This window comes from Micromonospora sp. NPDC047756 (assembly GCF_055587245.1).
In genome coordinates this window covers 943880-957423 of sequence record NZ_JBVJGQ010000002.1, presented here as the reverse complement: position 1 = coordinate 957423, position 13544 = coordinate 943880, and the positions used below count along the sequence as shown (strand labels likewise).

Here is a 13544-nt window from a genome sequence, read left to right as displayed (position 1 = left end):
CGGTGCCGCTGGCCGGGCAGCCGCATCGGGCGGGCTGATGCCGGGCGAGCGACGGGAGACCGTGGCCGAGCAGAGTGTCCCCACCCACGCCGCGGACACCATGGCGTACCAGGTCGCGACGGACATACGGGCGCTGCGCGCGTTCGTCAGCGCCGGGGCGCTGGCCCGTGGCCTGTCGGACGAGGGGACGGAGCTGTTGACGCTGGCCGTCAGCGAGTTGGCCACCAACACGTTGCAGCACACCACCGGCGGTGGCTGGGTGCGACTCTGGGCCGAGCCGGGTCAGCTGATCTGCGACGTCGTCGACCACGGGCCGACGCGGGCGCTCGGCCGAAGCATGCCGGCCACCGACTCGGTACGAGGTCGCGGGCTGGCGATCGTGGAGCAGATCTGTGACGAGGTCGCCGTGCTCACCAGTCCCGGGGAGACCGTCGTACGGATTCGCCTGAGTCTGTGAACCTCGGCGGCGATCCCCACCCACCTGAGCCAGGTTGGCTGCCACAATGCGGACAACCCGGGCCGACAGTGGCACCGGGTCGGACCCGAACGGGAGGACGCCCCGATGCCGGACAGCGCACGCGAGGCTGAGCTGCTCGACGCCGAGCGCACCCTGCAGGCCGCCCAACGGGCCGGGGACGTCGCCGCCCTCGATCAGCTGCTGATCGACCAGCTGATCGCCGTCGGCCCGGACGGGCGTACCCACAGCAAGCAGGATGACCTGACCGCTCACCGGGACCGCCGCTCGGTCGTCGAGGAGTTGGTGGAGGAGGAGCTGGACCTGCTCGTGGTCGGATCGACGGGGGTGACGTTCTTCCTGGGCCGGGTGTCCGGCGAATTCGAGGGAGCGCCGTTCGCCGCGCGGCTGCGGTACACCCGGACGTGGGTCCACGACGACCCGCACGGCTGGCGGGTGCTGGCCGCACATATCAGCCCGGTCTGACCCGGCTGCCGTCCTCAGGTCACGACGGCCTCGATCGCGCCGACGCGCAGGGTGCCGTCGGTGAGGGGTGTGCAGCGGATGCCGCCGGTGGTGCGCAGCGCCTTCCACGCCCCCGGTCCGACCGTGACGTCCATCCAGGCACACGGTCGGGCCGCCCGGTTGACCCGCAGGCTGACCGGGCCGTCGCCGGAGTCCAGCACCAGCACCCTGCCGATCAGCTCGTCCACGGCGATCCCGGTGGTGAGGATGTTGCGCCGCACCTCGGCCAGGCCGATGCCGACCGGCAGCGACTCCTGGGCGATGACCGTGACGCTGGCGTCGCGGTGTGCCTGCTGACCGAAGTAGCGGTCGCCGACGATACCGAGACCGGCCCGGATCCGGACGGCGTCGACCAGCTCACCGGGCGGGGCCGGGGCAGGGCCGTCGGCGGGCCGGCCCAGGAAGCGGTGCACGGGCGAGGCCAGCAACTCGACGATCTCCGGCATGGCAGGAATTCTACGAACCGGACCGGGCCGCCGGGGCAGGTCGAGGGATGCGCCGTGCCGCCTCCCTTGCCAGACGACTCCCGCTGTTCTATAACTGTTGCATGAGTTCTATAACAGTACGGGCGGCAGCGGCTCCGGGGCGATACGGGAGGTACGGCGGGCGGTACGTGCCGGAGTCTCTGATCCCCGCCTGCGAGGCGGTCGCCGAGGCCTTCTCGCAGGCGTGGGCCGACCCCGGGTTCCGCGGCAGTCTCGCCGCACTGCTGTCGGCCCACGTGGGACGCCCGACACCGCTGACGCCGGCCGTGCGACTGTCGACCGAACTCGGCGTGACGGTGCTGCTCAAGCGGGAGGATCTGACGCACACCGGATCACACAAGATCAACAATGTGCTCGGGCAGGCGTTGCTGGCCCGACGCATGGGGCGTACGCGTCTGATCGCCGAGACCGGGGCGGGCATGCACGGCGTCGCGACGGCGACCGCCGGCGCTCTGCTGGGCTTACCGGTGACGGTGTTCATGGGCGAACGCGACGTGGAACGCCAGGCGCACAACGTCTTCCGCATGCGGCTGCTGGGCGCGGAGGTCGTTCCGGTGACCACCGGCAGTCGGACGCTGAAGGACGCCACCAGCGAGGCCATGCGCCACTGGGTGACGGACGTCGACGAGGCGTACTACTGCGTGGGCTCCGTCATCGGTCCGCACCCCTATCCGATGATGGTCCGCGAGTTCCAGCGCGTCATCGGTGACGAGGCCCGGCGGCAGTGCGCGGCCGAGCTGCCCGCCGCCACCCCCGACTACGTGGTCGCCTGCGTCGGCGGGGGCAGCAACGCGGCGGGAACGTTCGCCGGGTTCGTCGAGACCTCGGCGAAGCTCGTCGGGGTGGAAGCCGAGGGCGGCTCCGGCGCGGCGAACGGGGAGGTCGGCGTCCTGCACGGGTTCCAGTCGCTGTTCCTCCAGGACGACCACGGGCAGATCAAGGAGGCGCACTCGATCGCCGCCGGGCTGGACTACCCCGGCGTCGGCCCCGAGCACGCGTACCTGCGCGATCTGGGGCGCGCCCGGTACGTCACCGTCTCCGACGGGGAGGCGGTCGCGGCCGCGGTCCGGCTCGCGCGGTCGGAGGGCGTGCTGCCCGCCATCGAGTCGGCCCACGCGCTCGCCTGGGTCGTCCGCGCCGCCGGCACGCCGGAGCTGCCCCGAGGATCGACAGTGCTGGTCACCCTCTCGGGGCGCGGCGACAAGGACATCACCACCCTGATCGCGGAAGCGGGGCTCGCATGAAGCTACTGATGCCCTACATCACGGGCGGGATCGTGCCCGGCTGGACGGCGTACCTGAGCGCCTTCGAGGACGCCGGAGCCGACATGGTCGAGGTCGGGCTCCCGTTCTCCGACCCGACAGTCGACGGCCGCACCATTCAGGAGGCCTCGGACGCGGCGCTCGCCCGAGGCACGACGCCCGCCTCGGTCCTGGAAGACCTCGCCACAGCGCGGCCAGGCATCCCCCTCGTCGCCAGCACGTACGCCAACATCGCGCTACGGCCCGGGTTCGGCGACGCGCTGACGGCAGCCGGGGTGACCGGGCTGATCGTGCCCGACCTGCCCCTCGACGAGGTGGCCGGGCTGGACGTGCCGGGTGTCCAGGTGAGCCTGCTCGCCTCCCCCGCCACGCCGGACGACCGGCTCGCCGAGATCGGCCGACGCAGTCAGGGTTTCGTGTACGCCATCTCGATCATGGGCACGACCGGCGAACGTGACCGGCTCGCCCCGTCGGCCGTCACTCTGGCCGCCCGGCTCAAGCAGGTCACGGACCTACCCGTCCTGCTGGGCTTCGGCATCTCCACCCCGCAACAGGCGGGCGAGGCGGCGGCGGTCGCCGACGGAGTCATCGTCGGCGCGGCCGTCATGCGGCGCATCCTCGACGGGGTGGGTCCGACCGAGGTCGGCGTCTTCGTGGCGTCGCTGCGGGCCGCGGTGTCCCAGATGGCTACCGTGCGATGATCGGCGGTGGCCGTCGATGACGGGGAGCGGACAGTCGACGCATCGGGAGACAGAACAGTGGCACGCTACCGGGCCATCGCCGCCGACCTCGCCGCCAAGATCCGCGACGGTCGTTACGTGCCGGGTGAGGCGTTGCCCGCGCAGCGCGAGCTGAGCACGGCGTACGGGGTCACTCTGATGACGCTGCGGCAGGCCCTGCGCGAACTGAGCGCCGAGGGCCTGATCGTCCAGCGGCCGGGCAAGGGCACCTATGTCGCACCTGCTCATGCCGCGTACCAGCTCGGATCGTTGCGGAGCTTCGGCGACGACCTGCGCGAGCAGGGCCACGAGGTCCACACGACGGTGATCTCCCGCGCGCAGCGCCGCGTGCCCTCGCGCGTCGCGGCCCGGCTGCGGGTCCGCGAGGCCGAGACGGGCCTGCGCCTGGAGCGGGTCCGCGCGTTCGCCGGCCGCCGCGCCATTCATCAGATCTCCTGGGTACGCGAGCCGCACGCGACCCGGTTGCACGACGTGGACTTCACCGACACCTCGTTGTACGCGGCCCTGGCCGACCTGGGGGTGGTGGTGGCCCGGGCGGCCGAGACGATCCGACCGGAGGTGCTGAACGCGGACGTGGCCCGGCATCTGGACGAGGCCGAGGGAGCACCGGTGCTGATCAGTGACCGGATCACGTACGCGCCCGACGGGACGGCCCTGGTGACCGATCGGGCCACGATGCTGGGCAGCATGATGCAGATCACCGCCGACCGGGCCGCCACCGGGTTGTCCCTCCACTACGGAGCTGTCTAGCCGGCCCGGCGCGCTCCTCGCTGTTGATCTCGCACGGCGCGACGGTTGCCCGGTGGGGACGGCGACGTGAGTCGTCACCGCCCCCACCGTGACCCGGTTCAGGCCGGCGCGCCGGTGACGGTCAGGTTGCGCAGTCGGCCCACGTTGTCGAACGAGCCGAAGCCGACCCGCCCCGAGCCGAACGTGGTGTCCTTCGCGGTCAGCAGCGGGTCCCGGTGCCCGTCGACGTAGACGGCGATCTCGCCGGTCGCCGGCAGGTGCACCACCCGCACGCGGTGCCACCTGGCGTCGGTGATCGCCGGGTTGGCGCCGCGCGAGCGGCCGTTCCACTGGTGGTCGATGCGCTCCCGGTCGGCGTTGTCCACCTTGAAGATGCCGTTGTGCGGATAGATCGTGTTGTCGGTCGAGAGGTGGGCGTAGTAGAACTCGGTGTCCGAGCGCCAGCCGAAGACGATGATCACGTCCCGGTTGGTGACCTCCACCGGGGTGTCGAGTCGTACCTGGGCATCGACCCGCACCGACGACCACGCCGGTCCGTTGGTCAGCACGGCGTACTCGAAGGGCCGGCGCGGGCCCGGCCGGCTCTCCCCGGCCTCGGCCAGGATGACCTGGTCGTGGGTGAACTGCCACTTCGCCGGTGTCACCGGTGCCCAGTTCGCGGCTCCGGTGGTACGGCGGAGGGTGACCTCCCCGACGTCACCGCTGGCGAACTCCCGGGTGCCGGTCACCTTCCAGACCTTTCCGTTGGCCTTCGCGACGACGTAGAGCTCACCGGCGGCGTCGGTGCCGAAGCGCAGGTCCACCCGGTTGGGGTCACCGGGCGCGCCCGGTGCGGACAGGTCGCGCATCCGGACCGGGGTGCCCGCCTCGTCGAAGAGCGCGAGCTGGTGGATCCTGGCCAGTTCCCGGCCCCGGCGCATCTCGTTGGCCTCGGTGTAGAGCACCCGACCGTCGACCAGGTCGCCGAAGACGTACTTGCCGCGCAGCGCTGGCAGCGCCCGCCCCCGGTAGACGAAGCCGCCGGCCACCGCGACACCGACGTCGTCGGTGCAGTTCCAACCGGCGGCGGGGTCGTGGTCGTACGCGGCGACCGGGTAGGTGTAGCCGTAGCTGTCGTCGTCGGCGGGCAGCGGTAGCAGCCGGTCGCAGGGGTTCGGGGCCGCCTTGTCGAAGACGAAGGAGCCTTCGCGCTCGCTCCAACCAAAGTTGTCCCCGGCACGGACTTCGTAGATCGCCTCGACGGCGTGTTCGCCGATGTGCCCGAGGTACATCCGGCCGGTCGCCCGGTCCCAGCTGAACCGGTGCGGGTCCCGGAAACCCACCGCGTAGAGCTCGCCGAGCGCGCCGGCCCGGCCGACGAACGGGTTCCCGGCCGGGATGCCGTAGCGCCCGTTCGCGGAGTTGGTGCCCTGGGGGTCGATCCGGAGCAGCTTGCCGTGCGGCAGGGCCAGGTTCTGCGGATCGGTGTTGCGGGCACCCTGGCCACCGTCGCCGACAGCCAGGTACAGCAGCCCGTAGTCGCGGTCGTGGCGCTTGGCCGTGGGGTTGAAGTTGATCTCCTGGATGCCGTGCACCTGGCCGCCGAAGCCGATGCGCAGCACCTCCCGGTGCGTACCGGCGAAGGTGGCAGCGGCCGGATCCGTCGCCGTCCACTCGGTGATGACACCGTGGAAGAGCGTGTTGGGTTGGGCGTAGTCCGGGATGGTGGTCGTCGTCAACGCCAACTCGGTGTGGATGGTGTAGAACCGGCCGTTCACCCCGAACTCCGGGTGGAACGCGACGTACCCGAAGCCCTGGCCGAGCCCACGACCGGAGAAGAACCGCGGCGCGAACGTCGCGGCCACGTCCAGGTACACGTGCGGCACGCCGCCCTCGACCAGGTAGAGGCGCCCGTTGAGGTCGGGCACCGCCCGCCGGCCGGAACCGTCGGGCACCTCCATGATGGTGTTGATCCGCGCGGTACGCATGAGCCGCGCGTCGGTCGGCGCCGGAGTCGGGTACGACTGCGGGAAGCTGGCGTACTCGCTGAGGACCAGCCCGAGTCGGGACTGGACCGGCATGTCGGGGATCGGGTCGTCGACCGCGTCGGCGGCTCGCGCGGGGGTGGCGACCAGTGTGGACAGGATCAGCACGAGGGCGGTGAGGCCAGCCCTCAGTGTGGGCCGGCGGACGGCGCCGGCGCGGCGGTGCAGGGTGCGCACGCGTGTCTCCTTCTCGGTGGGACGGTGCCGAGGGTGGTCAGCGGGCAAGGTGGCGGTACTGCCTCCGCACGTCGTTCGCGGAGACCACACTGTCGAGGAACATCAGGCCGTCCATCCGGCAGTCGCACGGGTTGCGTTCCAGGTTGTCCTGGGGGAAGCTGCCGCCGATCTTGATGCCCCGGGGGTCGGACGCCGTGGTCACGTGCGGGCCCGGCCCGGAGACCAGCCACGGGTCGTCGGCACGGGTGTAGAAGCCGTCCACCGGTTCACCGTTGCGGTAGAGGGCGAGCGCGCCGGTCGCGAAGTCGAAGGTGGCGGCCAGGTGCACCCACTCCCCCATCGGCAGCAGCTCACGCCAGTCCCGGCTGGCGGCGAAGGTCTGTGAGTTGCCGCCGTCGAGCCGCCGGCCGAGCGCGACGAGACGCAACTCCCCGTCGACGTCGATCAGCTCCAGCAGCGCGCGGACGCCGTGGCCGTCGGAGTCTCCGGTCAGCACTCCGGCCAGCCCGATCGCGTTGTACCTGTCGTCCGGGTCGGCGGTGGTGGAGTTGGGTAGCGGGCGGTCCATGTTCAGCTTGAACCAGCCCATGACCGTGGTGCCGGCGGTGGCGCTGAAGGCACGCAGTGTCCGCACCCCGCTGGCCGACCAGGTGCCGGCCTTCCAGTCGTCGTTGCCGGCGACGGCGGGGTCGACCTGCCGGGTCTGCACCGCGTTGCGGCTGCCCCGGTAGGCGCCCTCCGGCACCCGCATGGCGGCACCGCCGTTGATCAGCTCGATCTCGGTGCCGGACCGCCCCTGGTCGCGTTCGAGTGCGGGGTCGCCGGGCACCGGGTGGTCGAAGTCGTACGCGGCGACCAGGTGCGCGCGCAGCGCCGGGTGGACGGCGGACGGGATGCCGCGATCGGCCTGCGCCGGTGGCGCGCCGGCGCCGGTCAGTGCGCCGATCGCCAGGAGGGAGACGGCCGCTCGTCGAGCCCTGGACATGGCTGTCACCTCGTTTCGCGGCATGACGGATGCCGGTCACGTAAGCGCTTACGAAAGCGCTTACGTACCCTAGGCTTCGATCGGTGTCGCTCGCAACAGATCGGGTGACATGGATGTCTCCGGAGGGTTGCCGATGCCCAGGGCCAGCCAACGGCCGCGCCTCGTGGACGTCGCCGAACACGCCGCCGTCTCGCTGGCGACGGCCTCCCGAGCGCTCGCCGGCCGCGACGGGGTCAGCGCCGAGGTCGCCGACCGGATCCGGCAGATCGCCGGTGAGCTCGGCTATGTCGCCAACCCGTACGCCCGTACCCTGGCCAGCGGGGCCACCTCCACGGTCGGGTTGATCGTCCACCAGATCGACGACCCGTACTTCTCCGAGATCGCCGCCGGGGTCATCCAACTCGCCGCCGAGCAGGGGTTGCTGGTGCAGATCTGCCAGTCCGGCCGCGACCCCGGCTACGAGCTGCAACAGCTGCGCCACCTGATCGCCCAGCGGGTCGGCATCGTCCTGATCAGTGGTTCCGGCTACGACGACCCCCGGATGGAGAGCGCGGCACGGGCCGAGTTGGCCGCGTTCCAGGACCACGGCGGACGGGCCGCTGCCATCGGACGCCACGCGCTCGGCGTCGACGCCGTCCTACCGGACAACGAGGCCGGCGGTCACGCCCTCGCCCAGCACCTGATGGATCTCGGTCACCGGCGGATCGCCGTCGCCGCGGGCAGCGCCGGCCTCACCACGGTCGCCGACCGGCTGGCCGGTGTGTCGTCGGCCCTGCGGCAGCGCGGGCGCTCCCCCGCCGACCTCGCCGTCGTGCACAGCGACTTCACCCGCGGCGGGGGGCGCGCCGCCGCCGAGCAGATCCTCAACGAGCATCCCGAGACGACGGCGATCATCGCGCTCAACGACGCGATGGCCATGGGTGTGCTGTCGACGCTGCGGTCCCGCCGCGTGCCGGTGCCCGCGCGGATGTCCGTGGTCGGCTTCGACGACGTCTCCGTGGCGGCCGACCTGGCGCCCAGCCTGACCACCATCCGCCTGCCGCTGACCGAGATGGGTCGCACGGCACTCACCCTCGCGCTCAAGCCGCGCACCACGCGCCCGCGCCGCCGCCCCACCGGGCACCTGCTGGTCGTCCGCGACTCGACCGGGCCCGCGCCGGAAAGCTGACCGACGACACCCCGATCAGACGGCCAATGCCGCCCGGACGTCCCGCTCCGCCGCGACACCCCCGTCGCCGGACGAGGTGACCCGACCGGACTCCAGCACGTGGTAGCGGTCCGCCACCCGCAGGGCGAAACCCAGATGCTGCTCGACGAGGAGCACACTGAACCCGGACTGCCGGGTCAACTCGACGATCCGCTCCTGGATCTCCGCGACCACCGACGGCTGGATGCCCTCGGTCGGCTCGTCGAGCATCAGCAGCCGCGGCCGGGTGATCAGGGCGCGGGCGATGGCCAACTGCTGACGCTGACCGCCGGAGAGCAGCCCGGCCCGCCGCCGCAGCAGCGGGCGCAACGCCGGGAACAGATCCAGCACCTCCGCCGTGGCCACCGCCCCGTCGCGCCGGCCGTCGGCGACCAGCCGCAGGTTCTCCGCAGCGGTCAGGTGCGGAAAGCACTGCTGACCCTGCGGCACGTACGCCATCCCCCGCGCCACCCGCTCGTGCGGCCCGGCGCGGGTGACGTCCTCGCCGTCCAACTCCACGGTGCCGGCACTCGGGCGTAGCAGCCCCGCCGCGACCCGCAGCAGGGTGCTCTTGCCGGCACCGTTGTGCCCGAGCACGGAGGCCACCCCGTCGGGCGGGACGGCCAGGTCGACCCCGTGCAGCACCCGGGACCGCCCGTACCCGGCGTGCACCCCACGCAGCGTCAGCATCATGCCTCCCGGCCGGTGCGGGCCGACCCGGCGTCGACCGGGTGGCCAAGGTAGACCTCCTGCACGCGCGGGTCCGCCTGGACCTGCGCGACCGTGCCCTCGCTGAGCACCCGTCCGGCGTGCAGCACTGTGACGCTGCGCGCGAACCGACGCAGGAAGTCCATGTCGTGCTCGATCACGACGACAGTGCGATCCCGGCTCACCGTCTCCAACAGGGCCCCGGTGGCGTCGCGTTCCTCATGGCTCATCCCGGCGACCGGCTCGTCGAGCAGCAACAGCCGCGCGTCCTGCACCAGCAGCATGCCGATCTCCAGCCACTGCTTCTGGCCGTGCGCGAGCGTCCCGGCGAGGTCCGCGGCCCGCTCGGCCAGACCGATCGTCTCCAGCGCGGCGGCGATCTCGTCCGGCACGCCTCGTCGGCGGCGGGCCAGGGTCGCCCAGCTGCGCCGCGCGCCCGCCGCGATGTCGAGGTTCTGCAACACCGACAGCTCCTCGAACACCGTCGAGGTCTGGAAGGTCCGCCCGATGCCGAGCCGGCTGATCCGGTGCACCGGCCGGCCGAGCAGTTCCTGCTCACCGAAGCGGACCGAGCCGCTGGCCCTGACCAGACCGGTGATCGCGTCGACCAGGGTGGTCTTGCCGGCGCCGTTCGGCCCGATCAGGAACCGGATGTCGCCGGCGGGCACCTCCAACGAGACGCCGTCCACGGCGGTGAAACCGTCGAAGCTGACCCGTACGTCACGGACGGACAACCCGTCCAAGCGCTCGCCGCTCATGCCGTGCTGGCTGGGCATGCGCTCACGGCCCTCGCTTCGCTCGGTGCGTTCGCTCATGCCGCCGGCACCTCCGTCCGTTCGGCGCGTCGTCGACCCAGTGACAGCCAGCCGCGCCGCTGCGGCCGCGCGGCGACGTCGCGGCGGCGGGCCAACGCCCACAGCGACGCCAGTCCGCCGGGAAGGAACGCCACCACGACCACGAAGAGCAACCCCTGAAGGTACGTCCAGGTGCCCGGGAAACGCTCGGAGAGGGCGGTACGCGCCCAGGCCACCGCCACCGCGCCGAGCACCGGCCCGAGCAGTGTCGCCCGGCCGCCCACCGCGACGCCGATGACGAATTCGATCGACGGGACGATGCCGATCAGCGCGGGCGAGATGATGCCCACCGCCGGCACGAACAGCGCGCCGGCCAGCCCGGCCATGCCCGCCGCCACCACGTACGCCACGAGCTTGACCGACGCCGGGTCGTAGCCCAGGAAGCGGACCCGTTCCTCGCCGTCGCGCACCGCCACCAACAGTTCGCCGTAACGGCTGTGGATGAGCTGACGGGTCAGCGCGAGCAGCGCCAGCAGCGTGCCGGCGATGATGAAGTACACCATCCGCTGGTTGACCGGGTCGTCCAGGTCGTACCCGAAGAAGCCCTTGATGTCGGTGAGCCCGTTGGTGCCACCCGTGGTGCCCTGCTGGCCGATCAGCAGGATCACCATGGCGGCGGCGAGCGCCTGGCTGAGGATGGCGAAGTACGCGCCGCGGACCCGGCGGCGAAAGACCAGCGAGCCGAGCCCGAAGGCGACAGCCATCGGCAGCAGCACCGTGGCGGGCAACGCGAACCACGGGCTGGCGAACGGCCGCCACCACAGCGGCAGCTCGTCGAGTTGCCCGTACAGCTGCATGAAGTCGGGCATCCCACCCGGGCCCGCGTCGGCGAGCTTGAGGTGCATGGCCATCGCGTAGCCGCCGAGACCGAAGAAGACGCCCTGGCCCAGGGTGAGCATCCCGCCCCGGCCCCAGGCGATCCCGATGCCGACCGCGACCATGGCGACGCAGAGGTATTTGGACAGCAGGGCCAGCCGGAAGTCCGACAACACCAGCGGGGCGACGGCGAACAGCAGCGCCGCGCCGAAGGCGAAGCCGGCCAGGGTCCGTAGCCGGGAGCGCCCGGGACGGTTCGGCGGTACGGCCCCGGCGGGCGCCGGGCGGACGGCGGTGCTGGGCGGCGCGGGGGTGACGGCGGTCATGCGAGGCTCCTGGTCCGCAGGGTGAACAGGCCCTGTGGCCGCCACTGGAGGAACGCGACGATCGCCACGAACACGATCACCTTGGCGACGCTGAGGGTGGTCAGGTATTCCCCGGTGGCCTGGAGCACGCCGAGGGCGAAGGCGACGATCACACTGCCCTTGAGCTGGCCGATCCCACCCACCACGACGACCAGGAAGGCGTCGATGATCAGATTGGTGCCCATGGTGGGGCCGATCGGGCCGAGCAGGGTGAGGGCCACCCCGGCGAGCCCGGCCAGGCCGGAGCCGAGGAAGAAGGTCGTCCGGTCGACCCGGGAGGTGGCGACGCCGGAGACGGCGGCAAGGTCGCGGTTCTGCACCACCGCGCGAATACGACGTCCGAGCGGGGTGAGTCGCAGCGCCAGGGTGAGCGCCGCGACGGCCGCCAGAGCCAGGGCCAGGATGAACAGCCGGTTGTTGGCGATGGTCAGCCCGCCGGGCAGCGCCACGTTGCCGGTGAGCAGCTCCGGCGCGCGGGTCTGCACGTTCGGGCTGCCGAAGATGTCCCGGGCCAGTTGTTGCAGGATCAGTGACACACCCCAGGTGACCAGCAGGGTGTCCAGTGGGCGGGCGTAGAGCCGGCGGATGAGCAGCACCTCCAGCAGGACACCCATGCTGCCGGCGACCACGAACGCCACCGGCAGCGCGACCGCCAGTGACAGGCCGGCGCCGGTGATGCTCTGTTGCAGAACATAGGTGGTGTACGCGCCGGCCATGATGAACTCACCGTGCGCCATGTTGATCACGTTCATCTGGCCGAAGGTCAGCGCGAGGCCGAGCGCGATGAGCAGCAGCACCGCGCCGATGCTGATGCCGGTGAAGAGTTGACCGAAGAGGACTGTCACGGTGGGTACTCCGAACTGCTGGTCGGGTGGCCCGGGCGGAGCGCGCGGCAACGCGTTCCGCCCGGGCCGGCGTCGTCAGCTCAGGCCGCTCGCCCACGGGTAGGTCTTGAGGTACGGGTCCGGCGCGACCGGCTTGCCGGAGTTCCACACCTCGGTGATCAGGCCGTCCGCGCCGATCTTGCCGATCCGGGCGGTCTTCGCGATGTGCTGGGTCTTGCCGTCGACGGTGACCAGACCCTCCGGCGCGTCGAAGGTGATCCCGTCCGAGGCGGAGCGGACCTTCTCCACGTCGAAGGCGCCGGCCTTCTCGACCATCGCCTTCCACAGGTGCACGCCGACGTACGCGGCTTCCATCGGGTCGCTGGTCGGCTTGTCCGCGCCGAACTTCGCCTTGTACGCGGCCACGAACTTCGAGTTCGCCGCGCCCGGGGTGGTCTGGTAGTAGTTCCAGGCCGTCAGCTGGCCCTCCAGGTACTGGGTGCCGATGCCCTTGACCTCTTCCTCGGCGATCGACACCGACACCACGGGCATCGCGGCGGCGGTCAGACCCGCCGACTTGTACTCCTTGAAGAAGGCCACGTTGCTGTCACCGTTGAGCGTGTTGAACACCGCGTCCGCGCCGGACGATTTGACCTTGTTCACGATGGTGCCGAACTCGGTGGAGCCCAGTGGCGCGTAATCCTCACCCAGCACGGTCATCCCGTTCGCGGCCGCGTACGCCTTGATGATTTTGTTGGCGGTCCGAGGAAACACGTAGTCGCTACCGACCAGATAGACCGACTTCGCCCCCTGCGACTTGAGATAGTCCAGCCCGGGAACGATCTGCTGGTTGGTCGTCGCTCCGGTGTAGAAGATGTAGGGCGACTGCTCGAGTCCCTCGTACTGCACCGGGTAGAACAGCAACGCCTTGTTCTTCTCGAACACCGGCTTGACCGCCTTGCGGCTGGCCGACGTCCAACAGCCGAAGACAGCCGCAACCCGGTCCTCGGAGATGAGCTTCTCGGCCTTCTCCGCGAAGGTGGGCCAGTCCGAGGCGCCATCCTCACCGACCGGCTGGATCTTCTTGCCGAGGACACCGCCGGCCGCGTTGATCTCGTCGATGGCGAGCATGATGGAGTCGCGGACGGTCACCTCGCTGATCGCCATGGTCCCGGAGAGCGAGTTGAGCAGGCCCACCTTGACGGTGTCGCCGGAGACGTCGGCGGTGACGCCGGTCGCGCCACCGGAGTCGGTGGTCTTGCTGCCGCACGCGGTCATCGCGGCCGCGGCGACCAGGGTCATGGCACCCGCCAGGATGCGGCGGCCCCGGAATAATGACATCTACTCTCCCTGCGGTGCACTCAAGTGGCGAAAGGACGGTCGGTGCGG

At 71.3% G+C, this 13544-nt stretch carries 14 protein-coding genes; 6 read left to right on the top strand and 8 right to left on the bottom strand.

What is annotated here, in order from left to right; all coding sequences use genetic code 11:
• Positions 1–37: 37 nt before the first annotated feature.
• Complete coding sequence (locus ACZ6NZ_RS09300; protein WP_366606518.1) at positions 38–457, top strand: ATP-binding protein; 420 nt, start codon at positions 38–40, stop codon at positions 455–457.
• A gap of 105 nt (positions 458–562) precedes the next feature.
• A complete protein-coding gene (locus ACZ6NZ_RS09295; RefSeq protein WP_366606517.1) occupies positions 563–940 on the top strand; it encodes a nuclear transport factor 2 family protein in 378 nt (125 codons plus the stop codon).
• Between the two features lie 14 nt (positions 941–954).
• Here the strand turns inward: ACZ6NZ_RS09295 and ACZ6NZ_RS09290 are convergent, their stop codons facing one another.
• On the bottom strand, positions 955–1425 hold the full coding sequence (locus tag ACZ6NZ_RS09290; RefSeq protein ID WP_465857334.1) for a molybdenum cofactor biosysynthesis protein: 471 nt from the start codon (positions 1423–1425) through the stop codon (positions 955–957).
• 110 nt (positions 1426–1535) lie between these two features.
• Between ACZ6NZ_RS09290 and trpB the strand changes: the two genes are divergently transcribed.
• From trpB to ACZ6NZ_RS09275, 3 genes are read left to right on the top strand one after another with little or no spacing between them, the layout of a single operon-like run.
• Complete coding sequence (trpB, locus tag ACZ6NZ_RS09285; protein ID WP_465857412.1) at positions 1536–2708, top strand: tryptophan synthase subunit beta; 1173 nt, start codon at positions 1536–1538, stop codon at positions 2706–2708.
• A gap of 8 nt (positions 2709–2716) precedes the next feature.
• Positions 2717–3427, top strand: a complete 711-nt coding sequence (trpA, locus tag ACZ6NZ_RS09280) for a tryptophan synthase subunit alpha (RefSeq protein WP_465857332.1) — start codon at positions 2717–2719, stop codon at positions 3425–3427.
• 57 nt (positions 3428–3484) lie between these two features.
• On the top strand, positions 3485–4216 hold the full coding sequence (locus ACZ6NZ_RS09275) for a GntR family transcriptional regulator (protein ID WP_465857330.1): 732 nt from the start codon (positions 3485–3487) through the stop codon (positions 4214–4216).
• Between the two features lie 98 nt (positions 4217–4314).
• Here ACZ6NZ_RS09275 and ACZ6NZ_RS09270 read toward each other — a convergent pair whose 3' ends face one another.
• Positions 4315–6417, bottom strand: a complete 2103-nt coding sequence (locus ACZ6NZ_RS09270) for a PQQ-dependent sugar dehydrogenase (RefSeq protein WP_465857328.1) — start codon at positions 6415–6417, stop codon at positions 4315–4317.
• A 37-nt stretch (positions 6418–6454) separates the two neighbouring features.
• Positions 6455–7402 (bottom strand): LamG-like jellyroll fold domain-containing protein, encoded by a 948-nt coding sequence (locus ACZ6NZ_RS09265; protein WP_465857326.1) that lies wholly within the window; start codon positions 7400–7402, stop codon positions 6455–6457.
• Positions 7403–7535: 133 nt separating this feature from the next.
• Here ACZ6NZ_RS09265 and ACZ6NZ_RS09260 point away from each other — a divergent pair, with 133 nt between their 5' ends.
• Positions 7536–8570, top strand: a complete 1035-nt coding sequence (locus ACZ6NZ_RS09260; protein ID WP_465857324.1) for a LacI family DNA-binding transcriptional regulator — start codon at positions 7536–7538, stop codon at positions 8568–8570.
• Positions 8571–8585: 15 nt separating this feature from the next.
• Here the strand turns inward: ACZ6NZ_RS09260 and urtE are convergent, their stop codons facing one another.
• From urtE to urtA, 5 genes are all read right to left on the bottom strand, one after another.
• Positions 8586–9278, bottom strand: a complete 693-nt coding sequence (gene urtE / locus ACZ6NZ_RS09255; protein ID WP_465857322.1) for an urea ABC transporter ATP-binding subunit UrtE — start codon at positions 9276–9278, stop codon at positions 8586–8588.
• Positions 9278–10111, bottom strand: a complete 834-nt coding sequence (gene urtD, locus ACZ6NZ_RS09250; protein WP_366606502.1) for an urea ABC transporter ATP-binding protein UrtD — start codon at positions 10109–10111, stop codon at positions 9278–9280. Before urtD ends, urtE begins: the two co-directional genes overlap by 1 nt.
• Positions 10108–11292, bottom strand: coding sequence for an urea ABC transporter permease subunit UrtC (gene urtC, locus ACZ6NZ_RS09245; protein ID WP_465857319.1), 1185 nt, complete (start codon positions 11290–11292; stop codon positions 10108–10110). The genes urtD and urtC overlap by 4 nt, the downstream gene beginning before the upstream one ends.
• Positions 11289–12176 (bottom strand): urea ABC transporter permease subunit UrtB, encoded by an 888-nt coding sequence (gene urtB / locus ACZ6NZ_RS09240; protein ID WP_465857317.1) that lies wholly within the window; start codon positions 12174–12176, stop codon positions 11289–11291. The genes urtC and urtB overlap by 4 nt, the downstream gene beginning before the upstream one ends.
• A gap of 75 nt (positions 12177–12251) precedes the next feature.
• Positions 12252–13496: an urea ABC transporter substrate-binding protein gene (urtA, locus tag ACZ6NZ_RS09235; RefSeq protein WP_366606498.1), complete on the bottom strand. Its 1245-nt coding sequence runs from the start codon at positions 13494–13496 to the stop codon at positions 12252–12254.
• Between the last annotated feature and the right edge of the window lie 48 nt (positions 13497–13544).

Excerpts from the sequence above, each read along its gene's own strand:
- ACZ6NZ_RS09300 (WP_366606518.1), top strand. The coding sequence starts at position 38 with ATGCCGGGCGAGCGACGGGAGACCGTGGCCGAGCAGAGTGTCCCCACC.
- ACZ6NZ_RS09295 (WP_366606517.1), top strand. The coding sequence starts at position 563 with ATGCCGGACAGCGCACGCGAGGCTGAGCTGCTCGACGCCGAGCGCACC.
- ACZ6NZ_RS09290 (WP_465857334.1), bottom strand. The coding sequence starts at position 1,425 with ATGCCGGAGATCGTCGAGTTGCTGGCCTCGCCCGTGCACCGCTTCCTG.
- trpA (WP_465857332.1), top strand. The coding sequence starts at position 2,717 with ATGCCCTACATCACGGGCGGGATCGTGCCCGGCTGGACGGCGTACCTG.
- ACZ6NZ_RS09265 (WP_465857326.1), bottom strand. The coding sequence starts at position 7,402 with ATGTCCAGGGCTCGACGAGCGGCCGTCTCCCTCCTGGCGATCGGCGCA.
- ACZ6NZ_RS09260 (WP_465857324.1), top strand. The coding sequence starts at position 7,536 with ATGCCCAGGGCCAGCCAACGGCCGCGCCTCGTGGACGTCGCCGAACAC.
- urtE (WP_465857322.1), bottom strand. The coding sequence starts at position 9,278 with ATGCTGACGCTGCGTGGGGTGCACGCCGGGTACGGGCGGTCCCGGGTG.
- urtD (WP_366606502.1), bottom strand. The coding sequence starts at position 10,111 with ATGAGCGAACGCACCGAGCGAAGCGAGGGCCGTGAGCGCATGCCCAGC.
- urtC (WP_465857319.1), bottom strand. The coding sequence starts at position 11,292 with ATGACCGCCGTCACCCCCGCGCCGCCCAGCACCGCCGTCCGCCCGGCG.
- urtA (WP_366606498.1), bottom strand. The coding sequence starts at position 13,496 with ATGTCATTATTCCGGGGCCGCCGCATCCTGGCGGGTGCCATGACCCTG.